Here is a 22,627-nt window from a genome sequence, read left to right as displayed (position 1 = left end):
TACCCAGACACCCTGGAACGAAACGGCCACCGAAGCCTCCTAGAGAGCATGACCGGTGGTCGGTTATTTCACAGTGCGGCATTGCTTTTCGCAGTCGGTCGAATTCGAGTCGCAAAAGGTTTTGCCGCCGAATGCCCGGGTACAGATGCACCGCGGCGCCGGAGTCACTCCGCGTCGTCATCCGAAAGAACTAGATCAAACTGGTTCGAATCCGCTTCCGGTCGTTCGCGGCCGAAAGGAGTAACACTATGCGTAACACCATCGCTGCCGGCTGCGCCGCCACTGCACTGCTCTTCGGTGGGGCAGGCGTCGCAAACGCCGCCGTCGACCAGGCTCCGGTTCCGTCCTCGACGACCACCACGCTCGCCGACACCGACAACAACAGCAACCACGAGAGTGACAACACTGGGCTGTGGGGACTCGCCGGTCTCCTGGGTCTGGCCGGGCTCGCAGGCCTGAAGCGTCGCAACGCCAACGACGCCACCGTTGCGCCGGCCGCCACCCGCCGGCCGCCGACCGCGTAGCGCAGGTCTCAAACGCCCCTGTCAGCGGCCTCCGCTGACGGGGGCGTTTGACCCTCCGGCCGCAGACCGCGAATCCTGCTGCGCCGCACAGCTTTCCGCCGAATCGTCGTTTCGCCTGAGCCGACGCGGGTACTCGCAGCTGATTGCCACAGACGAAAGGCCATCACATGGATGCATTGACATTTCTTCGCCAGGACCACAAGAGCGTGCTGGGCATGCTGGAAGTGCTGGACGGGGCGCCCGAATCCGACGGCGCGCAACTGAGCGGCCTCGAGACGATGGTGAACAACCTGATCATCTCCGAGTCACAGCACGAAGCGGTCGAAGAGCAGTTCTTCTGGCCGGCGGTCCGGCGCGCCGTCGAAGGCGGTGACGAGCTGGCCGATCAAGCGATCGCACAGGAAGGGTCCGGCAAGAAGTTGCTGCAACGCCTCCAGGACAGTGCACCGGGCGACCCGGACTATCACGAGGCGCTCAAGGAGTTCGTCAAAGCCGGCCGCGAGCACATCATGTTCGAGCAGGACGTCGTGTGGCCGCGCTTTTCCGCGGCGGTCGATCAGCAAGAACTCGAACAGCTCGGCGGAAAGCTGGAGACCGCGAAAAAGGTTGCGGTGACCCGGCCCCATCCGAAGACGCCGTCCGACTCGTTGACCCAGAAGACGATGGGCTTGGGCGCTGCCGTGGTTGACCACGTCCGTGACGCGGTCACCGGCCGGGCGGCCGACAACCCGCCCGATCCCCAGATGCACTGAGCGGCAAGATAGAAAAGCCTGGCGCCCTCGATGGCGCCAGGCTTTTCCGGCTTCGGAGACACCCCGAGACGACCCGAGATGACTTGAGACGGCCGACCTAAGTGGTGGGCGTCCGCTGTTCGTGCGTGAACGGCTTGTCACTCGGAACAGCCGGCGAGCCTTCAGGATTGGTGGCGGCGCCGGTGTTCTGCCGCAGGGTGCTGCCGAGCCATTCAGTGGTCGGCTCCTCCACGTACTGCCATTCGGTGCCCTCTGGCCACGGACCCTGTCCCTGGTTCCACGGCCCGCGCACCGAGCCTTTGCCGTTCGACATATTGAAGGCCACGTTCTGGAACCGTTCGTCGCCTGCCAGAGTGCCGGGCGGGAAGTTCACCGGCAGCTCATTGAGAGCGGCGGTGAACTGCTGATAGTGGGCGACTTCGCGAGTCATGAGGAATGTCAGGGTTTCCTGTACGCCCGGGTCGTCGGTGAACTGCTTCAAGTACTCGTAGACGACTTTCGCTCGTGACTCGGCGGCGAGATTATTGCGGAGGTCCACCGTCGGGTCGCCGTTGGCATCGATGAACGCCCCGGTCCAGTTGTTGCCCGCGGAATCTTTCGCATCCGGCCCACCGCCGCTGAGCACCAGGAACATCGGATTGACGGCGACCTGGTGGATGGCCTGCTGACGACCATCTCGACTGGCCACCAACGGCATCCAGTCGCAGCGGTCATTGGCCAGCTTGAGATCATCGTTCAGCCCGTCCAGCAGCATGGTGATCATCGACCCGACCATCTCCAGATGGCTCAGTTCCTCCGTGGCGATATCCATGAATAGGTCGTACATTTTGGGATTCTTCTCCCGCAGCACGAAGGCCTGAATGAAGTACTGGAGCGCGGCGGTCAGTTCGCCGTTGGCCCCACCGAACTGCTCCATCAACAGCGAGGCGAACCGGGGGTCCGGCTGGCTGACACGCACCTCGAACTGCAGGTCCTTATTGTGAATGAACATATTTCTCCCACGACTGTCACGACTGTTGCGTATGTGTCTCGACCCGATCTGGCCGGTTACCCGCGCAACAGTGACCCAAACGGCCGTCTCAGGGGTTTTCGCGAATCCGACTGCGCGTCAGCGCATTTCGTCGGAAGTACGGCGTGACAAAGTACACCGCCACCACCACGGCCCAGGACAGCAGACTCAGCCACAGCTGGCTTCGAGTGGCGTGATCGAAGGCCATCTGCACAAGGACCGCAACGATTCCCACCGCTGTCAGGATCGAAAGCACTGGGAAAAGCCACATTTTGACCCGCAACTGCTCCGCGGATGTCCTGCGCCGCAGACGAATCTGCGATACCGCGATGAGCAGGTAGACGAACAAGATGACGGCGCCGGAAGAGTTGAGCAGAAAGAGAAACACGGTATTGGGCGATAGCCAGGCCATCAACACACAGAGAAAGCCCACCAGCGAAGAACACACGATAGCGGCCGCCGGCACACCGCGACTGCTGAGTCGGACCAGTCGCTGCGGCGCCTCGCGGCGACCCGCAAGGACGAACAACATCCGGGACGCGGTGTACAGGCCCGAATTCAGACACGACAGCACCGCGGTGAGCACTACCGCGTTCATGATCTGATCGGCGCCGCGCAGACCCATGTGCCGCAACGCGGCCACGTACGGCGAGGCACCGAGTTCCACCGAGTTCCACGGCATGATGATCACCAGGAGCAGGACCGAACCGACGAAGAAGATGACGATGCGGACGACCACCGACCTCGTCGCCTTGGCGATCGCGCGCGCTGGATCGCGGCTCTCGGCGGCGGCGATGGTGACGACTTCGGCCCCCACCATGGAAAAGATCACCACCACAATCGCGGCGAATACCGCCGCCACTCCCTTGGGGAAGAAGCCGCCGTGGGAGGTCAGGTTGGAGAAATCCAGCTGACGGCCGGGCAGCAGCCCGAAAACGAAAGCCGTTCCCACACCGAGGAAGATCACGATTGTCGCGACTTTGATTCCGGCGAACCAGAATTCGAATTCGCCGAAGGACGACACCGAGAACAGGTTGGTGGCGGTCATCAGCAACATCAGGCACAACGCGGACAGCCACAGCGGCGCCGGGAACCAGTAGTTCAGCACCTTCCCGCCGGCGACCGCTTCGAAGCCGACGACGATGACCCAGAAGTACCAGTACAGCCATCCCACCGAGAACCCGGCCCAACCACCCAGCGCCGCACCGGCGTAATCGGCGAAGGACCCGGTTGACGGATTCGCCGCCGCCATCTCACCCAGCATCCGCATCACCAGGACGATCAGCAGCCCGCAAATCGCATAGGTCAGAAACGCGGCCGGACCGGTCTCCTGGATCACGACGCCCGAGCCGACGAACAGTCCGGCGCCGATCACCCCGCCGATGGCGATCATGCTGAGTTGCCGCTGCGAAAGTCCTTGCTTCAGCGCGGCTTTTTCGTCTTCTTGGCCGTCTTCCCGGTCGTCCGGCATCACCGGACGCTAGCAGTTGAGCCGGCTCTGGATCACGCCGTCGTTACGAGTCCCTTGCGATACGGCGTGGCAGGGGCGTCAAACCGCCTTCAGCGCGGCATTATTGACGATCGTGGCCGACCTGACCCGCCGCTCGGTGCTGCGCATGGGTGCCGGCGCCAGTGCCGGAGCGGCCGGCGTCTGGGCGCTCAGCGCTCTGATCGACCCGCTCACCACCCTGGCCGCGCCCGCGGCGCCCGCGCCGTTCGACCCGCCGACCGCGGGCAAGACGCTGCCGACCAAACTGACCGGCTCGTTCGTCTCCGCGGCCCGTGGCGGCATCAAGACCAACTGGGTGATCGCCATGCCGCCCGGCCAGACCAAAATGCTGCGACCCGTCATCGCGCTGCACGGCAAGGACGGCGACGCGAACATGATGCTGGACTGCGGAGTGGAGGACGCGCTCGCGCAACTGGTGAGCGAGGGCAAGCCACCGTTCGCCGTGGTCGGGGTGGACGGCGGCCCCGACAGCTACTGGCACCGGCGGGCCAACGGCCAGGACTCCGGCACCATGGTGCTCGAAGAGCTGCTGCCGATGCTGACGTCGATGGGCATGGACACCTCGCGCGTCGGATTCCTCGGCTGGTCCATGGGCGGCTACGGCGCGCTGCTGCTGGGGGCCCGGCTGGGACCGGCCCGCACCGCCGGCATCTGCGCGATCAGCCCGGCGCTGTACATGTCCTACATCGGCAGCGCCCCGGGCGCATTCGACAGCATCGACGACTGGAACCGCAACACCGTCTTCGGCCTACCGGTGCTGAACTCCATCCCCATCCGGGTCGACTGCGGCATCGGCGACCGCTTCTTCTTCGCCTCAAGCCAATTCGTCAGCCAGCTGAAGAAGAAGCCGGCCGGCAGCTTCTCGCCGGGCGGGCACGACGCCGACTATTGGCGCGCGCAGTTGCCCGGTGAACTCGCCTGGATGGCGACCTGACCCGTGACCCAGCAGGACCGCGCCCCGTTCCGTCCGGACATCGAGGGGCTACGCGCCGTCGCGGTCGTCGCCGTCGTTCTCTATCACGCGGGTATTCCCGGGATTGCCGGTGGCTACATCGGGGTGGACGTCTTCTTCGTCATCTCCGGCTTCCTGATCACCGGCCTGCTGTGGCGTGAGGTACAGGCCACCAAAACCGTTGCGCTGGGCCGTTTCTACGCCGCCCGCGCCCGCCGCCTGCTGCCGGCGGCCGCGACCGTCGGAGTCGTCACGGCGCTGGTCGCGGCGGCGGTGCTGCCGCCGTTGCAAGCCCGGCGGGTGTTCATCGACGGCATCGCCAGCATGCTCTACGTCGGCAATTACCGGTTCGCCGCCCAAAACACCGACTACATGATCTCCGACCTCCCCCCGTCGCCGTTCCAGCACTACTGGTCGCTGGGCGTGGAGGAACAGTTCTATCTGGTGTGGCCGGCCCTGATCATCGGCACGGCGTGGCTGGCACGGCGTATCGCCCGCGGCGACACACCGCGCAACGCGCCGTACCTGGTGGTCGTGACGCTCGTCGGCGCGGCATCACTGGCGGCGGCCGTGATCTGGACCCACACCTCGCCACCGTGGGCGTTCTTCTCGCTGCCCACCCGGGCCTGGGAACTGGCCGCCGGTGCCCTGGTCGCCCTCACGATTGACCAATGGAAGCGACTACCCCTGCTTCCGGCCACCGTGGCGGGCTGGGGCGGTTTGGCGCTGATCCTGCTGACCTGCACCCAGCTGGGACCCCACACGCCCTACCCCGGCACCTCGGCGCTGCTCCCGGTGCTGGGCACCGCCCTGGTGATCGGCGCCGGTTCCGTCACCGGCGGCATGGGCGTCGGGCGGGTGCTGTGCCCGCCGGTGATGCGGGCGATCGGCCGGGTGTCCTACTCCTGGTACCTGTGGCACTGGCCGGTGCTGCTGCTGCTGCCGCCGCTGCTCGGCGATCCCGGCGGGCTGCCGGGCCGGCTGGCGGCGACGACGGTGTCCGCGGGTCTCGCCGTGATCACGATGCACGCCGTCGAGAACCCCGGCCGCTTCGCCGCGGGGCTGCGCCGTTCGGCGAAGGCGAGTCTGGCCGTCGCCGGCGCCGCCAGCGGAGTTGCGGCATGCGCGTGCGCGGTTCTGCTGACGGCCGTGCCGGCCCCGGTGGGACACGGTGCCGCCGCCCCGCAGGCCAGGATCGTCGCGCTGCCACCCGCACCCGACCCGCAGGTCAGTCCGCAGGAAGCGGCGGTGCGCCAGGCGTTCAGCCAGGCGCGGGAGATGCTTGCCGCGGCCGCCGGACAGCACGCCGTACCGTCCAACCTGAACCCGTCCCTGGCGGCCGCGCCGGCTGACAAGGCGGCGGTGTTCGTCAACGGTTGCATGCGGTCCTGGCGCGACGTCGGTCAAAGCGAGTGCGCTTCCGTGAAAGGGGACTTGAAAGACGGGGAGACCCCCACCACCGTGGCGCTGATCGGCGATTCCCACGCCGCGGTGTGGGACCCGGCCCTGCAGCAGGTCGCCCAGCAGCGGCACTGGCGGCTCGAGACCATGGCCAAGGTCACCTGCCCGTTCCTGGACATCCCGATCGTCAGCCCCTACCTGGGCCGCAAGTACACCGAGTGCGAACAGTGGCGCGGGGAGATCGTCAGCCGGCTGGCGGCGGAACGGCCGCGGCTGGTGGTGCTGAGCATGAGCCGGCGCTATCACGCCGACTTCAGCTTCGCCTCCTACGATCCGGCGTGGATCCACGCCCTGGCCACGGTGGTGGCCCAGCTGCGCGGCATGGGCTCGCGGGTTCTGGTGCTCGGTCCGGTGGCCGACCCGCAGTCCTCAGCTCCGACCTGCCTGTCGGCCCACCTGGACGACGCCGACGCCTGCGCGCCGGCTCGGTCAGCGGCGGTCAACGGTGACGGCATCGCGGCCGAACAGCAGGTGACCACCGCAGCCGGCGGCTCGTATGCCGATCTGACCGATCTGTTCTGCAGCCCGCAGCGCTGCCCGTTGATCGTCGGAGACACCCTGGTGTTCCGCGACGACAACCACGTGACCACCGAGTACGCGCAGCTCCTGGCGCCCGTCATCGGCGCATTGGCCGATCGAGCCATAACAAATGAATGACACGACGGTGGATTATCAGCGAATGAACCATGCGATGACCGCGAACGTGATACCAATAGAAGGGTTTTGGAGGTTTGAAATGAGTCCGATGCTGGTGGTCCTGCTCTCAGCAGCCGCGCCGGTCGCCGGGCTTGGTCTACTGCAATTGCAAGCGCGCCTTGAACGTTGGGATTACGAAAGGCACGCAGAAGACTGAAGCTGCGGCGGCGCAACTGAATACGTTCGAGCGGCGAGAGCGCCCAAGCGTCTCAGCTCGAATCACCTAGACAGTTGCCAGCGAATCAGCGGCACCATCTTCTCCGATATGTACGCATGCCCCGCGTCGTTGGGGTGCACGCCGTCGGACCCGATCAGATCTGGCCGGTCCACGAACCAGCGGTCCCCGATCGGGTCGACGAAATCCGCTCTCGCGGCCCAGGCCGCTGCGGCCAGGACGTCGCGAATCACCAGCACCGGCACCGGCACATCGGCTGTCGGCCACGGCGGTCCGATCACCAGGAATCGCGCCGACGGCGCGAGCCGGCGGGCCAGCGTGAACGTGGCGTGGACGCGTTGCGCAAGCAGCACCGGGTCGACGTCCTGGTCGTTGCGGGAACCGAAGAACACCACCAGTACGTCTTCCGGCTTGACCGCTTTGGCGGTCAGGTCCTGGAAGATGTCGCCGTGGTCGCCGATCGCCCCGTATCCGGCTCTGCCCTCGGCAGCCACGTCACTGGCGATACGCAGCCCGGGTGCGGTCAGGCTCCGCCAGGTCCGGGCGGTCCAGGAGTTGGATCCCAGCCCGCCCTCGTTGGTGCCGGTGGTGTACGAATCGCCGATCACGGCGACGGGTTTGAGCCGCAGATCCAGCGTCAGTGCCCGGTACGGCCGCTGTTGAGCCGGATGGACCAGGCCCGACGAAGCCACGCCCACCAGCACGGCAAGGCTGATGGCGAAGGCGGCCAGCCGGGTCACTGCGACCTCCTGAAATGGATCTACCTGAAATCGTACGAGGCGCCCAACCGAATCATCGGTCAACTCGCTTGCGGCCCCGGCTTTTCCGGGCCCGCCTCACCCCGGCGCCCTCAACCAGCCCGCCCCTCACCCCGCCCGCGAGGAAACCTCGGACAGCGCGCCGTCGATCGGATGCCGTTTAGTGATGGGCGAGTCATCGGGCTGGGTGCCCGCCGGCGCGGCCCGAGCGCCGATCATCCGGCGCATCCACCGACGGGCCGGCTCCTCGACGAAGTGATACATGAGGCTCGAGAGCAGCAGCGCGATCACGATCAGCCCGATGACATTCCATTTCCACGGGTTGTCCTGCGGCGTGAGCTCGAACTGCAGCACCGCCCAGCCCCACGTGGTGTGCACCAGCTCGTGAACCATGTACAGGCAGAACGAGATCTCCCCGCCGTACACCATCAGCCGCGTCGACAGCACCCACGGCAGACTGCCCAGGCCGATCGCCAGCGTGATCACCACCGGCACGAACAGCACGTCCACCACACCGCCGCTGTCCACGACGCCGCTGATCGGGTGCGCGTCGAACCAGTAGAGGATGCCCACCATCGCGACCACGAGCAGTAGCGAGACATACCCGGCGACATGACGCGCGCGGGTGCTCAGCCGCAACCTGCGCACCGCGGCGCACGCCAGCGCGCCGGCGATGAACTGGGTGACGATGCGCGGCAGCCAGCTCCACGGCGTGTAGAAATAGCCGCTGGCCAACAGCAACACCACCGGCGGTAGGCAGGCCGCGAAGGACAGCACCATCAGGCTGCGCGCCCGGGTGGTGCGTTCCAGCCGCAGAATCACCAGCACGATCAGGCCGAACAGCAGATAGGCCAACCATTCCGCGCTGATCGACCAGGCCGGCCCGTCCCAGCTGGTGTTGTCGAAGAACGGCTCGAACCACAACTGGACCAGCAGGACCTGGCGCACGTAGCTGATCGCGGTGAGATCCCTGACCTCGGGTAGCGGCACGTGCCCGACGTGCAGGCTGAGGATGACGATCAGGGCGGCCAGGTGCATGGTCAGCAGGTAGACCGGCCAGACTCTGGCCAGCCGCAGCCACAGGAAGTGCACGGTGGCGCGCGTCGACCATTCCCCGCCCATCCGGTCGAGGTAGTTCCAGGTCAGCACGAACCCGCTGAGAATGAAGAACAGGTCGACGCCCTGGGCGCCGCAATTGAGCACCGGTGCCAGGTTCTCGCGGAACTCGGGCGACACATCGGTGAGCATCGGGCGGAAGTGGAACAACACCACCCACAGCGCCGCGATGATGCGCAGTCCGGTGAGGGCCTTGATCTCCCCGCGGATCGCAGCCTTCATCTCTACGCTGGGCACGAGCTTCTTCCCGCCTGGACTCTTGCTGTCTGCTGTTCGTTGCGTCAATTCACCGGCCAACCGAAGCGTTCTCGCCCGCTCACAAGCCCCCCGACTAGCACCGGCAGCCTAACAGCGCAGCCATCGGGACGGGCGACGAGCCGCTTCTTAGCAAAGAGTTAGTCGCGGCTACCCGTCCCCTTAGGTTTAGCGGGCACTTTAGAGTGCAGGGTTTGGTCGGCCCGCTCGTCGACTAACCAAGGGGAAATGGGGCTCTTTGATGACTACCGCGATCACACGACGCGTTTCGAGCGCCGCCGACCTTTCGGGTGCAATCGACCTCAGTGGTGCCCAGATCCGGGCCCACTGCCGGCACCTGGCCACCGTGGTGACCATCCGTGGGGAGATCGACGCCGTCAACGTCGACCAGGTCGGCGAGCACGTGCGCCGTTTCGTTCTGCGCGACAATCCCGTGGTGCTCGACCTGAGCGCGGTCACCCATTTCTCCTCCGCCGGAGTCGGGCTGTTCTGCGTGCTGGACGAAGAATGCCGCGCCGCCGGCGTGGAGTGGATGATCGTCGCCAACCCTGTCGTCAACGCGCTGCTCGGCGACAGCAGTGACCCCGCCGAGACCCTGTTCCCGGTGACCCGTTCGGTCCACGAGGCGCTGCGCTACCTGGCCGAGGGCATCAACTGGCGCCGCCAGCTGGTTCTGCCGCTGGTCAAGAAGTCTGCTTAGCCCGCCGGATCCTGACCACGCCAAGCACGGCGAAAATTCCGGCGACCGTCGCCAACATCAGCGTCAGCACCAGCTGCTGCGGGTCGTAGACCACCGACATGGTGGCCGGCTGCCCGTCGGCGACGGGGGCCACCGCGACCGTCGAACGGGTCTGCAACCAGCTGAACGCCATCGCCACCAGCGCGGCGGCGGCCAGCGCCAACTCCACTATCGCGCGGGCGGTCACCGGATCGACTCGTTGTCGTCGTCGAACGGGTCCATGTCGTCGGCGACCTCGGCGACATAGGGGCCCATCCGCCGCTCCACCAACGGGGTCAGGGCATCACGCAGGTGACGATGACGGCGAGCCCAGGCCTGCGCGGTGCGCCCACCGGTGAGCTTCAGCCCGATGCCGTACCGGCCTCGGGGAACTCCCACCAATTCGCCCAGCGCCCGCGCCGACTGCCACCGGGCCAGCGGCTTGTCGGACTTCACCGAGTTCTCGGCTTCGGGGAACACCTTCACGATCTCGCGCACCAGGATGGTCTCGGTGCCCTGGCGCAGCGCATCTTCGGTCAGCTCGACCGAGGTGTGAATCCGCGCCGCCTTGACCTGCAATGCCACGAACGCCGACACCAGCACCAGGAAGACCGATGGCACCAGATATGAAATCGGGACGTGGTTGACGTGCTGGATGTAGATCAGCGACACCGCCGACAGCGGGCCCGCCAGCACCCAGTACCAGCTCGCCCCGGATTCGTAGAACAGTCGCTTGTCGGCGGGCGTGTCCGGCCGCTCGTCTGCAGATCCCATGTGAGCCTCCGTCACGCAAGCCACCCCGCCGCCTCGGCGGCCCAGTACGTCAGCACGAAATCTGCCCCCGCACGCCGGATACTGGTCAACGACTCCATTGCCGCGGCCCGTTCGTCGATCCAGTTGTTGGCCGCCGCCGCACAAATCATCGCGTACTCACCCGAAACTTGATAGGCCGCCACCGGAACCGGGGAGATGTCGGCTGCCGCCGCCAGCACGTCCAGATACCCCAGTGCGGGCTTGACCATCACGATGTCGGCGCCCTCATCGAGGTCCAGCTGAACCTCGCGCATCGCCTCGCGGGCGTTGCCCGGCTCCTGCTGGTAGGTGCGCCGGTCACTGGACAGGCTCGAGGCCACCGCCTCGCGAAAGGGGCCGTAGAACGCCGAGGCGAACTTGGCGGCATAGGCGAGGATCGCGACGTCGGCATAGCCAGCCGCGTCCAGACCGTCCCGGATCGCACCCACCTGGCCATCCATCATGCCGCTGGGGCCCACCACGTGCGCACCCGATTCCGCTTGCGCCACAGCCAGTTCCACGTAACGGTCCAGGGTGGCATCGTTGTCCACCCGGCCGCGCTCGTCGACGACTCCGCAGTGCCCGTGGTCGGTGAACTCGTCCAGACACGTATCGGCCATCAGCACCGTGGCGTCGCCGAGATCCTTTGCCAGATCGCGCAATGCCACGTTGAGGATGCCGTCGGGATCGGTGCCGGCCGAGCCGGCCGGGTCCTTGTCCTGCTCGCGCGGGACGCCGAAGATCATCAGCCCGCCGACACCCGCGGCGACCGCGTCGGCAGCGGCACTGCGCAACGAGTCCCGGGTATGTTGCACCACGCCCGGCATCGAAGAGATGGGCCTCGATGCCGATATACCGTCAGCAACGAACATCGGCAGCACCAAATGCCTTGGCTCCAAGGATGTTTCACCTACCAGGCGACGCATCGCCGGGGTGGAGCGGAGCCGGCGCGGCCGCTGCCTCATTCTTGGCCGGTGACTCTGCGTTGCGGGCGAAGGTCACTCGCACATTTGCGCCACTCACGCAGAGTCAACGCAAGACAGGTCATCGCCGGCGGCTCTTCTTGCGCGGCGGGGGCAACGCGCCTTCGGCGCGCAACCGGGCGGCGTGTTCGGCCAGCGCGTCGACCAACGGACCCACCGCGGCGGTCTCCGGCTGGACATCCACCCGCAGGCCGAACTCGGCCGCGGTCTCGGCGGTCTTCGGGCCGATGCAGGCGATGATGGTGCGCGCGTGCGGCTTTCCGGCAATACCGACCAGATTCCGGACGGTCGAGCTGGAGGTGAAGCACACCGCGTCGAAGCCACCGGTCTTGATCATCTCCCGGGTGGACGCCGGCGGCGGGGCGGCCCGCACGGTCCGGTAGGCGGTGACGTCCTCGATCTCCCACCCACGTTCACGCAGGCCCTCGGCCAGCGTCTCGGTGGCGATGTCCGCGCGTGGCAGCAGCACCCGGTTCACCGGGTCGAAAATGCTGTCGTAGGGCGGGAATTCGTCCAGCAGACCCATCGACGACTGCTCGCCGGACGGCACCAGTTCGGGGCTGATCCCGAACGCCCGCACCCGGTCCGCCGTCGCCTCGCCGACGCAGGCGATCTTCACCCCGGAGAACGCCCGGGCGTCCAGACCGAACTCGCCGAACTTCTCCCACACCGCACGCACGGCGTTGGTCGAGGTGAACACCACCCACTGGAAACGGCCGTCCACCAGACCCTTGACCGCGCGTTCCATCTGCGCGGGGCTGCGCGGCGGCTCGACGGCGATGGTCGGCACCTCGATCGGCAGCGCGCCGTAGGACGTCAGCCGCTCGCTCATCTCGCCGGCCTGGTCCTTGGTGCGGGGCACCAACACGGTCCAGCCGTACAGCGCCCGGCTCTCCCACCAGTTCAGCTTCGCCCGGCTGGCCACCGTCTTGCCGATGGTGACCACCAGCGGGCCAGTCAACGGGCCGGCCGGGTCGGTGCCGCCGCCCAGGACGGCGGGGTCGGTCAGACCCTGCAGCGTGGTCTCCACCGACCGTTGCTGGCAGGTGGTGCCCTGCGCGGTCACCACGCAAGGGGTGCTGTCGGACAGCTCGTGGTCGATCAGGGTGCGCGCGGCGTCCGCCAGGTGCGACGCCGTGGCCTGCAGGATCAGCGGCCCCGGTGCGGCGGCCAGCGCCTCCCAGTCGACGTCACCACGCACGTCGGCGACGGTGTGCGAGGAACCCAGCGGCAACCCGGCGTAGGTCGGGACCGCGCTGCTGGCGGCCAGGCCGGGCACGATCTCGACATGCAGGTGCGCCCGGGCGACGGCGTTCACCTCGGTGATCACCGCGTCCACCGAGAGCGGGTCGCCGGCCACCAACCGCACCACGTCGACGCCCGAGCGGGCCTCTGCCGTCAGCGTTTTAGCGACCTCGGCGGGATCGCCGAGCGCGGGACGAACGTCGGGGCCTGCCGAAATCACCGCGGCGACGGTTTCCGGGCTCGACGAACTGGCGGCGGTATCGGAGCTGGCCGGCGCAGATTCAGCGGGGGCCGGACCGGAAACCGGCGGCAGATCCTTGCCGATCAGCGCCAGCACCGCCTCGGGCACGTCGGGGTCGGTGAATACCAGGGCCGCATTCGCCAGCACCGTGGCGGCCCGAGTGGTCAGTAGACCGGGGTCACCTGGACCAGAACCCACAAAAGTGATGCGGCCCGGTGTCGGCTTACGCCCTCGCGTCATCGTTGTCGCTCCCAAGTCTCTTTCAACTTCCTCGAACGGGGTCTTCCCGCGCTCCCCACATCAATTCTGCGGCGCCCAGTTCGAACAACTCCGCGGCAACCGAGAGGCCCAACTCCCGTGCCCGATCGGAGGTGCCGATTCCGGACGCGCGGATCACATCGGATCCGTCGAGTGCCGCCACGCAGCCGCGCAACGACAGCTCTTCGAAGACCCGCCCCTCCTCATCGATGGACTCGACCACTTCCGCGATCGCGCCCACCGGTGCCGAGCAACCGGCCTCCAGTTCGGCGAGCAGAGCACGCTCCGCGGTGACCGCCGCACGTGTGTCGGCGTCGTCCAGTTCCGCCAACACCGCCGCCAGGCGACTGTCGTCGGCCCGGCATTCGACTGCGAGAGCGCCCTGAGCAGGTGCTGGCAACATCTGCACCGGCTCTAGCGTCTCGGTGACGTCGTCGAGACGGCCCAGTCGGGCCAACCCGGCCCGGGCCACCACCACGGCGTCTAGATCACCACTACTCACCCTGTTCAACCTGGTATCTAGGTTGCCTCGTAGGGGGCGGATTTCCAAACCGAGACCCAATGCTCTAAGCTGTGCGGCCCGTCGCGGCGAGGAGGTTCCCACCAGCGAACCGGCCGGCAACTCCCCGAGCACCAACCCGTCGCGGGCCACCAGTGCGTCGCGGGGGTCGTTGCGTGGCGGTATCGCCGCGATGGTGAACCGCGGGTCGACCGCCGTCGGCAAATCCTTGTGCGAGTGCACGGCCGCGTCCACGCGGCCCTGCTCCATCGCCTCCCGAAGGGCCGTGGTGAAGACGCCCACACCGAGCTCTTCGATGGGTGCCGAGGATCGATCGCCCACGGTGCTGATCGTCACCAACTCGGCGGGATGGCCGTTGGCGATCAGAGCGTCCCTGACGGTCGCGGCCTGGGTGGTGGCCAGCAGGCTGCCCCGAGTGCCTATCCGGATCACGTGCGCCAATCGGTCACTCGGCCGAAGGGTTGTCGAATTCCGTTGCCAGAACCTGTAACTCGCCAGCCGTGGCAACGGCGTCGACCGCGGTTTGTTCCAGTTCGAAAAGCTCGCGCAGGGCTTCGGCGTAACTGTCGCCGCCCGGGGCACTGGCCAGTTGCTTGATCCGCACCGTGGGTGCGTGCAGCAGCTTGTCGACCACGCGCCGCACCGTGCGGGCCACCTCTTCGCGCTCGGCTGAGTCCAGACCGGGCAGCCGATTGTCCAGGCGCAGCAACTCCGCCTCGACGACGTCGGCGGCGCGCTGGCGCAGCGCGGTGACGGTCGGGGTGACCTCGGCCATCCGCTGTCCGGTCAGGTAGGCCGCGACCTCGGCGGCGACGATGTGACGCGCCGCATCGACGTCGGCGGCCGCCGCGTGCGCCGACGGTTCGTGTTGGACCCGGTCCACGTCGACCACCAACACACCGGGCAGCCCCGCCACCGCCGGGTCGACGTCGCGCGGCATGCCGAGATCGCAGATGATCAATGGCTTCGCGGCCTCGTCCCGCCGGGCGTTGACCAGCGCGTGGTGCACGTCGGCCAGCGAGATCACCGGGCTGACCGCACCGGTGCAGCTGACCACCACGTCGGCGTCGGCCAGCGCGTCGGCCAGCCGGTCCAGTGTCAGCGCCTCGGCGGGGATGCCCGACGCCTCGATCCGGTCCGCCAGCCGGGCGGCCCGGCCCAGCGACCTGTTCAGCACGTGCACCCGGCCGATTCCCGCGCGGGTCAGGTGGGCCGCGGCGAGGGCACCCATCGACCCGGCGCCGACCACCGCGGCGGTCTTGCCCTCCAGGCTGCCCAGCTTGCGGTCGGCGATGTCGAGGGCGACCGAGACCACCGAGGCGCCGGCGGCGTCGATCGCGGTTTCGGAATGCACCCGCTTGCCCACCGACAGCGCACGCTGCGCCAGCTCGTGCAGCACCCGGCCGACCGCGCTGTTGGCTTCGGCGGAGGCGTAGGCGCGGCGCACCTGCCCCAGCACCTGCTGCTCCCCGACCACCGCCGAATCCAGGCCGCTGGCCACCGCGAACAGGTGCTCGACGGCGGCCTCGCTGTAGCGGACATAGGCGTGCTTGGTCAGATCGCCCATCGGCAGACCGGAGTATTCGGCCAGCACCTGGCCGATCACCGACAGGCCGCCGTGGAACGCCTCAACGACGGCGTAGACCTCGACGCGGTTGCACGTCGACAGCACCATGGCTTCGCTCACCAGGGGCGACTGCAGCACGGAGTCCACGATCTTGATCTGATCGGACTCGTCGATACTGAGTTGTTCCAGCACGGAGACCGGCGCACTGCGGTGCGAAACCCCGAAGAGCAGGATGCTCACGGCAGCATCTCCTGGCCCGCTCCCTTACAGCGTCGGAAAGTGAACTACTACCTACGGTAGACGGTTGTCAGGTGGGCTACCAAATATCCAGCGCTTACGGTCACCGGGCCGACAGGTCGGCCCGCAACCGCGGCTCGTCGACCTCCCAGTAACTGTGCTCCCGACCGTCCAGCAGCACCACCGGCAGCCGATCCCCGAATTCGGCCCGCAGCTGCGGATTTCCGGCCTGCGCCGCAACGTCCACGTCGGTGCTGACCAGATCGAAGTCCAGCTCGCCGGCCAGTTCGGCCAGCTGCGCGTGCACCCGGTCACAGATCGCGCAACCGGCGCGAGTCAGCAGTTGCACCTGGGGTCGGATTGCGGACGTGACCATGGCCACCAGTCTGGCATTCGCCCGGCTGCGGCCGGATAGGGCCGGATAGGGTTGGTGTCGGCTCGGCAGCTACCAGCGACTTGGAGGTTTGGCGCATGTCTTCCATGGCTTCCTCTGAACCCGTGAGCGGTCGTGTCGACCTCGAGGCGCTGGCCGCCGACGCCAGCGCCGAGCGGGCCCTGAGCGACCTGCACGCCAGCGCCGAAAGCGAGCGTCCGCAGCCGCCCATCGACCTGACCGCCGCCGCGTTCTTCGATGTGGACAACACGCTCGTGCAGGGCTCCTCCGCCGTGCACTTCGGCCGCGGACTGGCCGCCCGGGATTACTTCACCTACCGGGACGTACTCGGATTCGTCTACGCGCAGGCCAAGTTTCAGGTGCTCGGCAAGGAGAACAGCGACGACGTGGCGGCCGGCCGGCGCAAGGCGCTGGCCTTCATCGAGGGCCGGTCGGTCGAGGAACTGGTGCGGCTCGGCGACGAGATCTACGACGAGATCATCGCCGACAAGATCTGGCCCGGCACCCGTGAACTCACCCAGATGCACCTCGACGCCGGCCAGCAGGTGTGGCTGATCACCGCCACTCCCTACGAGCTGGCGTCGACAATCGCCCGTCGCCTGGGCCTCACCGGCGCCCTGGGCACCGTGGCCGAATCCGTCGACGGAATCTTCACCGGCCGCCTGGTCGGAGACATCCTGCACGGACCCGGCAAGGCCCACGCCGTGCGCTCGCTGGCGATCCGGGAGGGCCTCAACCTCAAGCGCTGCACCGCCTACTCCGACAGCTACAACGACGTGCCCATGCTGTCCCTGGTGGGCACCGCGGTCGCGATCAACCCGGACGCCCGCCTGCGCAGCCTGGCCCGCGAGCGGGGCTGGGAGATCCGCGACTTCCGCACCGCCCGCAAGGCCGCTCGCATCGGCGTGCCGTCCGCGCTGGCGCTGGGAGCGGCGGGCGGCGCGCTTGCGGCGTTGGCGTCCCGGCGTCAATCACGCTGATAAGCTGCGCCGCTGAGCTAACTCTTCGATCGGAAAGCAGCGTCATGACAGTTCCCCAGGGAGCCGAAGGAATCATCGGTAAGCACTACCGGCAGGAAGACCACTTCGTGGTCGGACGCGAAAAGATCCGTGAATTCGCACTTTCGGTCAAAGACGACAACCCGATCCACCACGACGAAGCCGTCGCCGCCGAGGCCGGCTACGACGCCCTGCCTGCCCCGCTGACGTTCCTGGCCATCGCCGGACGACGCGTCCAGCTCGAGATCTTCACCAAGTTCAGCATCCCGATCAACATCGCCCGAGTCATGCACCGCGACCAGAAGTTCAAGTTTCACCGCCCGATCGTGGTCGGTGACGAGCTGCATTTCGACACCTACCTCGACTCGGTGATCCAGTCTCACGGCACGGTCTTGGCCGAAATCCGCAGCGAGGTGACGGACGGCGAAGGTAAGCCGGTGATCACCAGTGTCGTCACCATGTTGGGTGAAGCGGCGCAGCACGATGCGGACACCGAGGCGACCGTGGCTGCAATTGCATCCATCGGATAGCGGCAGGTAGCGTCGGATTAATGACATCAGAAGGCACAACGGGTGGTACCCAGTTGCAGCCGCCAGTCGAGGCGGTGCAATCGCATTACGACCGTTCCAACGAATTCTTCAAGCTGTGGCTCGACCCGTCGATGACCTACAGCTGCGCGTACTTCGATGAAAACCCGGACATCGATGCGCCGCAGACCAAGACCCTCGAGGAGGCGCAGTTCGCCAAGCGCAAGTTGGCGCTGGACAAGCTGAACCTCGAGCCCGGTATGACGCTGCTCGACATCGGCAGTGGCTGGGGTTCGACCATGCGGCACGCCGTCGAGCACTACGACGTCAACGTCATCGGCCTGACGCTCAGCGAGAACCAGCTCGCCCACTGCCGGCAGAAGTTCGACGAGATGGACAGCCCGCGCCGCAAAGAGGTTCGGCTGCAGGGCTGGGAGCTGTTCGACGAACCCGTCGACCGCATCGTGTCGCTGGGCGCGTTCGAGCACTTCGCCGACGGAGCCGGCGACGCGGGCTACGAGCGGTACGCCACCTTCTTCAAGAAGTACTACAGCCTGCTGCCCGACGACGGCCGATTCTTGCTGCACTCCATCGTGGTGCCCACCGCCGAAGAGGGCAGGGCGATGGGGCTGAAGACGACGATGACCCTGCTGCGCTTCATCAGCTTCATCCTCCGGGAGATCTACCCCGGCGGTAAGTTGCCGCAGGTGGAGCAGGTCGACCGTTACTCGACCGAGGCCGGTTTCAAGATCGAGCGCCACCACTTCATCGGCAAGAACTACGTGCCCACCCTGAACACCTGGGCCGACGCGCTGGAAGCCAACAAGGAGAAGGCCATCGAGCTCAAGGGCGAGCAGGAGTACGAGACCTTCATCAAGTACCTGCGCGGCTGCTCGGACCTGTTCCGCGACGGCTACACCAACGTGTGTCAGTTCACCCTGGTCAAATAACCAGCGGACGCGAAAGCCCCGATTTCACAAGGAAATCGGGGCTTTTCGCTGAGCCCGGCCGAAAAGATCTAGCCGAAGAAGATGTTGCGCCGGCCGGCCAGCAGCCGGTACAGCGTCTGCTGGATCGTCTCGCGCACCTGATCGGTCAACTCGAAGGTGACCATCGGGTCCTCGGCGTCGCTGGGCGCGTAGTCGGCGGTCTGGATCGGCTCGCCGAACGCGATCCGCCACTTGGACGGCAGCGGCACCAGGCCCGCGGGACCGGCCAACGGGAACAGTGGCGTCACCGGGAAGTAGGGCAGCCCGAACAGCCGCGCCAGCAACTTCACGTCGGTCAGCATCGGGTAGATCTCTTCGGAGCCGATGATCGAGCAGGGCACGATCGGCGCCTTGGTGCGCAGCGCGGCAGAGACGAAGCCACCCCGCCCGAACCGCTGCAGCCGGTAGCGATCCTCGAAGCGCTTACCCAGACCCTTGTAGCCTTCCGGGAACACCGCGGTGAGCTCGCCGGAAGCGAGCAACCGGTGCGCGTCGGTCGTGCAGGCCATGGTGTGTCCCGCTTTGCGGGCCGCCGACCCCACCACCGGCAGGTCGAAGACCATGTCGGCGGCCAGCAGGCGCAGGTCGCGCTCCGCGGGGTGCTCGTCGTGCACGGCGACCGAGAGCATCAAACCGTCGAACGGCAGCACACCGGCGTGATTGGCCACGACCAGGGCCGCGCCATCGCTGGGGATGTTCTCGATGCCGCTGACTTCGACCCGGAACCAGGAGTTGAAGAAGAATCTCAGCAAAGGCCGAACGATCGCGTCGTTGAAGTGCGGATCGAATCCGAATTCGTCGACGCTGTAATCACCGAGCAGTCTTTGGCGGAAAAATCCGGCGACAGCGGCGACGCGCTGCGCGACATCGTTGAGTGGCGCTTCACCGGTGGACGACCCGCCGGCCGCGCGGCGGTGCTCGTCGATCTCGCGGACGACGGCGGCGATCTCTTCGGCCGACGCGCGGCCGCTCGGATCGGAGAGGAGCGAGGGGTGCTGACGCGAGGCGTCCGTGCGTTGATCGGCACGGCGGCGCGCCGCTACGCGACCCCGATTACTGTGCAGTGGAATAACATTCGCTCTGGTTTCACCCGCCACGTTATCTACCCAAATCTATCTACGACCCCGCCCACGGAATGGGATTTCGGCTACCCCAGCGCTGCGCCACCGCTATGGCACGACCCTCCCAGGAGCGTACCCGATGTGGGTCGATTATGGGAGTCAGGTTGCGCCCGCGGACGTAGTCGTCGAAAGCCTCTGCGGTGGACCATTTCGGCTGGTAGCCGAGCTCCGAACGCATTCTGGTGGTATCCATTACGCGGCCATAGCTGAGGTACGCGAACTGATCGCGGCTGATCTCGTTATAACGGTTGGCACGGCGCAGCGAATCGAGGGCCCACACCCCAAATCCGGGGACAGGCAAGGGAATTCGTCCGGAACGACGAATTGCCTGGGACAACATGATGATTCCGTCGGCGCCGATGTTGAAGGTGCCGGCCCGGCCGGCCATCGCGGCGCGTTCCAGCGCGCCAAGCGCATCCTGCTCGTGCAGCAGCTGCAGCCGCGCGTCGCGGCCGAACATCGTCGGCACCAGAGGCCCCGCCAGATAGCGCGACAGCGAGGTGTCCATCGCGGGGCCGATCATGTTGGCCAGCCGCAGGATGGTCACCGAGATATCGGGGCGCCGCCGGCCCAGCCCCCGCACGTAGCCCTCGATGTCCAGACTGTCCTTGGCAAACCCGTCGCGGAAGGGCCGGCGGCTGCTGCTGTCCTCGGTGAACATCACCGGGTCGTGCGGGCTGGACCCGTACACCTCCGACGTCGACTTCAACACGACGCGGCGAACCGACGGCGCCTTCTGGCACGCGGCGAACAGCTGCATCCCGCCCATCACGTTGAGTTCCTTCAACGCGGCGGTGCCGCCCGAGCGCGGCGCGTACGACGCGGCCGCCGCGTGCACCACCGTGTCGACGTCGCCGTTCCGGATGACCTTCGCAATGAAGGGGTTCCGGATGTCGGCGCGGACGAACTCGGCGCGGCCCATGCGGCGCAGCATGTCCTTGCTCGGCGCGATCGCGTCCACCGCGATGACGCGGTTGATCAGCGGGTTCTGCACCAGACGAGCGGTCAGATAGCCGCCCAGGAACCGGCAGGCGCCGGTGACCAACACCACTTTCGGGTAGTGCACCGGGTCTGCGTTCGGCTGCTGGCCGCCGGGTCCCCCACCGTCCTGGCCGTTCGACGAATCCACCTTGACAGCCTAGCGACGAGGAGAAACGGAGGCGTTACGGACGGGTGACGGTACCCGCGGGCTCGACTTACTTGCCAAGTTTTCTGCGCTGCACCCGGGTGCGACGCAGCAGCTTGCGGTGCTTCTTCTTCGACATACGCTTGCGCCGCTTCTTGATTACTGAACCCATGAACTCCGCTATCTCACCGGCCGTCTAAGACCCCAAAAGGACCCCGCCACCTTACCGAACCCGGCACCCGCAACACCAAACCGGCTGGGTGGCCCGCGCCCGGCGCAGCCCGTCGAGCCTGCGAAACGGCAGGGGCCTACGTACATTTCCGCTGCAGGAAACAGGCTGGGCGGCGCCACGCCGTCATCGAGAGGCGAGTCGCCGGGACGCCTGGCCCGGGCCGCCTACCCAGCGTTCTTACCCGGCGTCTTAACCGGCGTCGAAGTACGACGTCTCCAGCATGTCGTGGACCGCCTTGGCGTGAACCCGGAAGGACCGGCCGACCCGAACCGCGGGCAACTCGCCGTTGTGCACCAACCGGTACACCGTCATCTTGGACACCCGCATCAAAGCCGCCACCTCGGCGACGGTGAGGAATTGTGTCCGGGACTGCGCGGCGTCGGCCGATCCGGCCGCCTTACCTGCAGAATCCCGTGCCGACGGCCCATTCGTTGACGTCATCGCAACCCAATCGTGTCAGGCCCGCGCAATGCCAGCGGCTTCCCCTCCGCTGGCACCCACACGTGCATACAAAGAGGAGAATAGCGGGACTAGTGGGGTTACTGGTACTGGTGAGAGACAATCAGTCCAAATTTCTTGAATTATTCCGATGTAATTCTCAGCTGCTCAGAGCGGCTTTTCGCGGCTTGCACCGCCGCGTCGACGGCAACCCGGAATCCGCCTCGTTCCAGCGCGCGCAGCCCGGCCGCGGTGGTGCCCCCGGGCGAGGTGACCGACGCCCGCAGCTGGGCCGGCGAGGTATCGACCCGCAGGCCGATCGGCTCGCCGTCGGCCGGCCGGCGACCTTCGTCCATCCGCTCCAGCAGCATGGCCGCCGATCCGGCCATCGTCTGCGCGGCCAGCTCGGTGGCCACCTGTCGGCTCAACCCCACCGCCACACCGGCGTCCACCAGGGCCTCGACCAGCAGGAGGAAGTACGCCGGACCCGATCCGGAGACCGCGGTCACCGCGTCGAGGTGTTGCTCGGACACCGTGAGCACCCCGCCCACCGCGTCGAAGAGCTCGGACACCTCGTCCATTTGCCCGGAACTGACGAACCGGCCCTTCGCCAGCGCGGTCACCCCGGCTCCGACCAGCGCCGCCGCGTTGGGCATCGCCCGGATCACCGGTGTCCCGGCCGGCAGCTTGGACTCGAAATAGGTGATGGTGACGCCTGCGGCCACCGTCACGAACACCTGCTCGGCGCTGTCGTGCTCGGCCGCGGCCGCCGCGCCGGCGAGATCGTCGATCACCGCCTCGACGTCCGCGGGCTTGACCGCGACCACCACGAACGTCGCGTTCTCGGCCGCATCCTTGACCGACGGCACCACCAGCACGCCGTAGGTATTCGACAGGTACTTGGCCCGATCGGGCATCCGTTCGGCCACCACCAGGTCTTTGACCTGGCGGCCTGCCCGCAACAGCCCGGACAACAGGGCCTCACCGATGCTGCCGCCGCCGATGATCGCGATTCTTGCCATGCCGGAGAGCA

General features: G+C 67.0%; 25 protein-coding genes. 9 read left to right on the top strand and 16 right to left on the bottom strand.

The features are described from left to right. Positions 1 to 248: 248 nt before the first annotated feature. Both C0J29_RS04675 and C0J29_RS04670 read left to right on the top strand, forming a co-directional pair. Positions 249 to 524, top strand: a complete 276-nt coding sequence (locus C0J29_RS04675) for a WGxxGxxG family protein (RefSeq protein ID WP_120791658.1) — start codon at positions 249 to 251, stop codon at positions 522 to 524. Between the two features lie 167 nt (positions 525 to 691). After that, entirely contained in the window at positions 692 to 1,276 is a 585-nt protein-coding gene (locus C0J29_RS04670; protein ID WP_120791657.1) for a hemerythrin domain-containing protein, read from the top strand. Between the two features lie 97 nt (positions 1,277 to 1,373). Here the strand turns inward: C0J29_RS04670 and C0J29_RS04665 are convergent, their stop codons facing one another. Both C0J29_RS04665 and C0J29_RS04660 read right to left on the bottom strand, forming a co-directional pair. Next, positions 1,374 to 2,267, bottom strand: coding sequence for a manganese catalase family protein (locus C0J29_RS04665; RefSeq protein ID WP_120791656.1), 894 nt, complete (start codon positions 2,265 to 2,267; stop codon positions 1,374 to 1,376). A gap of 88 nt (positions 2,268 to 2,355) precedes the next feature. After that, positions 2,356 to 3,756 (bottom strand): amino acid permease, encoded by a 1,401-nt coding sequence (locus tag C0J29_RS04660; protein ID WP_120791655.1) that lies wholly within the window; start codon positions 3,754 to 3,756, stop codon positions 2,356 to 2,358. A gap of 145 nt (positions 3,757 to 3,901) precedes the next feature. On the opposite strand from C0J29_RS04660, the gene C0J29_RS04655 reads away from it, so the two are divergent. Genes C0J29_RS04655 through C0J29_RS04645 form a run of 3 tightly spaced genes read left to right on the top strand, consistent with a single transcriptional unit; the run spans position 3,902 to position 7,061 of the window. Then, positions 3,902 to 4,729 (top strand): alpha/beta hydrolase, encoded by an 828-nt coding sequence (locus tag C0J29_RS04655; protein WP_120794551.1) that lies wholly within the window; start codon positions 3,902 to 3,904, stop codon positions 4,727 to 4,729. A gap of 3 nt (positions 4,730 to 4,732) precedes the next feature. Continuing rightward, on the top strand, positions 4,733 to 6,865 hold the full coding sequence (locus C0J29_RS04650) for an acyltransferase family protein (protein ID WP_120791654.1): 2,133 nt from the start codon (positions 4,733 to 4,735) through the stop codon (positions 6,863 to 6,865). Next, positions 6,858 to 7,061 carry a hypothetical protein gene (locus C0J29_RS04645; protein WP_065165533.1) on the top strand — a complete coding sequence of 68 codons (204 nt, stop codon included), beginning with the start codon at positions 6,858 to 6,860 and terminating at the stop codon, positions 7,059 to 7,061. Before C0J29_RS04650 ends, C0J29_RS04645 begins: the two co-directional genes overlap by 8 nt. Before the next feature lie 62 nt (positions 7,062 to 7,123). Here the strand turns inward: C0J29_RS04645 and C0J29_RS04640 are convergent, their stop codons facing one another. Next, positions 7,124 to 7,819, bottom strand: coding sequence for an Rv0518 family GDSL lipase (locus C0J29_RS04640; RefSeq protein ID WP_120791653.1), 696 nt, complete (start codon positions 7,817 to 7,819; stop codon positions 7,124 to 7,126). Positions 7,820 to 7,945: 126 nt separating this feature from the next. Beyond that, positions 7,946 to 9,175, bottom strand: coding sequence for an acyltransferase family protein (locus C0J29_RS04635; RefSeq protein ID WP_120791652.1), 1,230 nt, complete (start codon positions 9,173 to 9,175; stop codon positions 7,946 to 7,948). Between the two features lie 274 nt (positions 9,176 to 9,449). Here C0J29_RS04635 and C0J29_RS04630 point away from each other — a divergent pair, with 274 nt between their 5' ends. After that, positions 9,450 to 9,908, top strand: a complete 459-nt coding sequence (locus C0J29_RS04630; protein WP_065165528.1) for an STAS domain-containing protein — start codon at positions 9,450 to 9,452, stop codon at positions 9,906 to 9,908. Here C0J29_RS04630 and C0J29_RS04625 read toward each other — a convergent pair. From C0J29_RS04625 to C0J29_RS04595, 7 genes are all read right to left on the bottom strand, one after another. Further along, positions 9,892 to 10,080, bottom strand: coding sequence for a hypothetical protein (locus C0J29_RS04625; RefSeq protein WP_120794550.1), 189 nt, complete (start codon positions 10,078 to 10,080; stop codon positions 9,892 to 9,894). The two genes, C0J29_RS04630 and C0J29_RS04625, sit on opposite strands and share 17 nt — an antisense overlap. 50 nt (positions 10,081 to 10,130) lie before the next feature. Next, positions 10,131 to 10,700 carry a DUF3093 domain-containing protein gene (locus C0J29_RS04620; RefSeq protein WP_065044568.1) on the bottom strand — a complete coding sequence of 190 codons (570 nt, stop codon included), beginning with the start codon at positions 10,698 to 10,700 and terminating at the stop codon, positions 10,131 to 10,133. 11 nt (positions 10,701 to 10,711) lie between these two features. Continuing rightward, a complete protein-coding gene (gene hemB, locus C0J29_RS04615) occupies positions 10,712 to 11,683 on the bottom strand; it encodes a porphobilinogen synthase (RefSeq protein WP_120791651.1) in 972 nt (323 codons plus the stop codon). Positions 11,684 to 11,762: 79 nt separating this feature from the next. After that, on the bottom strand, positions 11,763 to 13,427 hold the full coding sequence (locus C0J29_RS04610) for a bifunctional uroporphyrinogen-III C-methyltransferase/uroporphyrinogen-III synthase (protein WP_082977951.1): 1,665 nt from the start codon (positions 13,425 to 13,427) through the stop codon (positions 11,763 to 11,765). 22 nt (positions 13,428 to 13,449) lie between these two features. Further along, entirely contained in the window at positions 13,450 to 14,397 is a 948-nt protein-coding gene (hemC, locus tag C0J29_RS04605; protein WP_065044566.1) for a hydroxymethylbilane synthase, read from the bottom strand. Between the two features lie 13 nt (positions 14,398 to 14,410). Then, complete coding sequence (locus C0J29_RS04600; protein WP_120791650.1) at positions 14,411 to 15,772, bottom strand: glutamyl-tRNA reductase; 1,362 nt, start codon at positions 15,770 to 15,772, stop codon at positions 14,411 to 14,413. A gap of 100 nt (positions 15,773 to 15,872) precedes the next feature. After that, positions 15,873 to 16,145, bottom strand: coding sequence for a glutaredoxin family protein (locus tag C0J29_RS04595; RefSeq protein ID WP_120791649.1), 273 nt, complete (start codon positions 16,143 to 16,145; stop codon positions 15,873 to 15,875). A 104-nt stretch (positions 16,146 to 16,249) separates the two neighbouring features. Between C0J29_RS04595 and C0J29_RS04590 the strand changes: the two genes are divergently transcribed. From C0J29_RS04590 to C0J29_RS04580, 3 genes are read left to right on the top strand one after another with little or no spacing between them, the layout of a single operon-like run. Further along, entirely contained in the window at positions 16,250 to 17,143 is an 894-nt protein-coding gene (locus tag C0J29_RS04590) for an HAD family hydrolase (RefSeq protein ID WP_120791648.1), read from the top strand. A gap of 44 nt (positions 17,144 to 17,187) precedes the next feature. Then, a complete protein-coding gene (locus C0J29_RS04585) occupies positions 17,188 to 17,691 on the top strand; it encodes an FAS1-like dehydratase domain-containing protein (protein WP_065165515.1) in 504 nt (167 codons plus the stop codon). Positions 17,692 to 17,711: 20 nt separating this feature from the next. After that, positions 17,712 to 18,638 (top strand): cyclopropane mycolic acid synthase family methyltransferase, encoded by a 927-nt coding sequence (locus C0J29_RS04580; protein WP_120791647.1) that lies wholly within the window; start codon positions 17,712 to 17,714, stop codon positions 18,636 to 18,638. A 68-nt stretch (positions 18,639 to 18,706) separates the two neighbouring features. On the opposite strand, the gene C0J29_RS04575 is transcribed toward C0J29_RS04580, so the two are convergent. From C0J29_RS04575 to proC, 5 genes are all read right to left on the bottom strand, one after another. Beyond that, entirely contained in the window at positions 18,707 to 19,789 is a 1,083-nt protein-coding gene (locus tag C0J29_RS04575) for a lysophospholipid acyltransferase family protein (RefSeq protein ID WP_120791646.1), read from the bottom strand. 4 nt (positions 19,790 to 19,793) lie between these two features. Then, positions 19,794 to 20,927: an SDR family oxidoreductase gene (locus C0J29_RS04570; RefSeq protein ID WP_065165511.1), complete on the bottom strand. Its 1,134-nt coding sequence runs from the start codon at positions 20,925 to 20,927 to the stop codon at positions 19,794 to 19,796. Between the two features lie 67 nt (positions 20,928 to 20,994). Further along, the gene (locus C0J29_RS04565) at positions 20,995 to 21,096 is read right to left on the bottom strand and encodes a 30S ribosomal protein bS22 (protein ID WP_003402602.1); all 102 of its coding nucleotides are present in this window, start codon (positions 21,094 to 21,096) and stop codon (positions 20,995 to 20,997) included. A gap of 249 nt (positions 21,097 to 21,345) precedes the next feature. Next, the gene (locus C0J29_RS04560) at positions 21,346 to 21,597 is read right to left on the bottom strand and encodes a cell division/environmental response transcriptional regulator (RefSeq protein WP_065044559.1); all 252 of its coding nucleotides are present in this window, start codon (positions 21,595 to 21,597) and stop codon (positions 21,346 to 21,348) included. A 140-nt stretch (positions 21,598 to 21,737) separates the two neighbouring features. Then, positions 21,738 to 22,616, bottom strand: coding sequence for a pyrroline-5-carboxylate reductase (gene proC / locus C0J29_RS04555; RefSeq protein WP_174814819.1), 879 nt, complete (start codon positions 22,614 to 22,616; stop codon positions 21,738 to 21,740). Between the last annotated feature and the right edge of the window lie 11 nt (positions 22,617 to 22,627).

The organism is Mycobacterium paragordonae (assembly GCF_003614435.1).
GTDB classification, from domain to species: domain Bacteria; phylum Actinomycetota; class Actinomycetes; order Mycobacteriales; family Mycobacteriaceae; genus Mycobacterium; species Mycobacterium paragordonae.
The sequence above is the reverse complement of the archived record's forward strand: the minus strand, read 5'-3'. Positions and strand labels throughout refer to the sequence as shown.

What these genes read in the sequence shown, in the direction of transcription:
- C0J29_RS04560 (WP_065044559.1), bottom strand. Translation starts at nt 21,597, where the DNA reads ATGACGTCAACGAATGGGCCGTCGGCACGGGATTCTGCAGGTAAGGCG.
- C0J29_RS04655 (WP_120794551.1), top strand. Translation starts at nt 3,902, where the DNA reads ATGGGTGCCGGCGCCAGTGCCGGAGCGGCCGGCGTCTGGGCGCTCAGC.
- C0J29_RS04665 (WP_120791656.1), bottom strand. Translation starts at nt 2,267, where the DNA reads ATGTTCATTCACAATAAGGACCTGCAGTTCGAGGTGCGTGTCAGCCAG.
- C0J29_RS04670 (WP_120791657.1), top strand. Translation starts at nt 692, where the DNA reads ATGGATGCATTGACATTTCTTCGCCAGGACCACAAGAGCGTGCTGGGC.
- C0J29_RS04610 (WP_082977951.1), bottom strand. Translation starts at nt 13,427, where the DNA reads ATGACGCGAGGGCGTAAGCCGACACCGGGCCGCATCACTTTTGTGGGT.
- C0J29_RS04580 (WP_120791647.1), top strand. Translation starts at nt 17,712, where the DNA reads ATGACATCAGAAGGCACAACGGGTGGTACCCAGTTGCAGCCGCCAGTC.
- C0J29_RS04590 (WP_120791648.1), top strand. Translation starts at nt 16,250, where the DNA reads ATGGCTTCCTCTGAACCCGTGAGCGGTCGTGTCGACCTCGAGGCGCTG.
- C0J29_RS04635 (WP_120791652.1), bottom strand. Translation starts at nt 9,175, where the DNA reads ATGAAGGCTGCGATCCGCGGGGAGATCAAGGCCCTCACCGGACTGCGC.
- C0J29_RS04620 (WP_065044568.1), bottom strand. Translation starts at nt 10,700, where the DNA reads ATGGGATCTGCAGACGAGCGGCCGGACACGCCCGCCGACAAGCGACTG.
- C0J29_RS04625 (WP_120794550.1), bottom strand. Translation starts at nt 10,080, where the DNA reads ATGGCGTTCAGCTGGTTGCAGACCCGTTCGACGGTCGCGGTGGCCCCC.
- proC (WP_174814819.1), bottom strand. Translation starts at nt 22,616, where the DNA reads ATGGCAAGAATCGCGATCATCGGCGGCGGCAGCATCGGTGAGGCCCTG.
- C0J29_RS04585 (WP_065165515.1), top strand. Translation starts at nt 17,188, where the DNA reads ATGACAGTTCCCCAGGGAGCCGAAGGAATCATCGGTAAGCACTACCGG.
- C0J29_RS04675 (WP_120791658.1), top strand. Translation starts at nt 249, where the DNA reads ATGCGTAACACCATCGCTGCCGGCTGCGCCGCCACTGCACTGCTCTTC.
- C0J29_RS04565 (WP_003402602.1), bottom strand. Translation starts at nt 21,096, where the DNA reads ATGGGTTCAGTAATCAAGAAGCGGCGCAAGCGTATGTCGAAGAAGAAG.
- hemB (WP_120791651.1), bottom strand. Translation starts at nt 11,683, where the DNA reads ATGAGGCAGCGGCCGCGCCGGCTCCGCTCCACCCCGGCGATGCGTCGC.
- C0J29_RS04595 (WP_120791649.1), bottom strand. Translation starts at nt 16,145, where the DNA reads ATGGTCACGTCCGCAATCCGACCCCAGGTGCAACTGCTGACTCGCGCC.
- C0J29_RS04630 (WP_065165528.1), top strand. Translation starts at nt 9,450, where the DNA reads ATGACTACCGCGATCACACGACGCGTTTCGAGCGCCGCCGACCTTTCG.
- C0J29_RS04645 (WP_065165533.1), top strand. Translation starts at nt 6,858, where the DNA reads ATGAATGACACGACGGTGGATTATCAGCGAATGAACCATGCGATGACC.
- C0J29_RS04660 (WP_120791655.1), bottom strand. Translation starts at nt 3,756, where the DNA reads ATGCCGGACGACCGGGAAGACGGCCAAGAAGACGAAAAAGCCGCGCTG.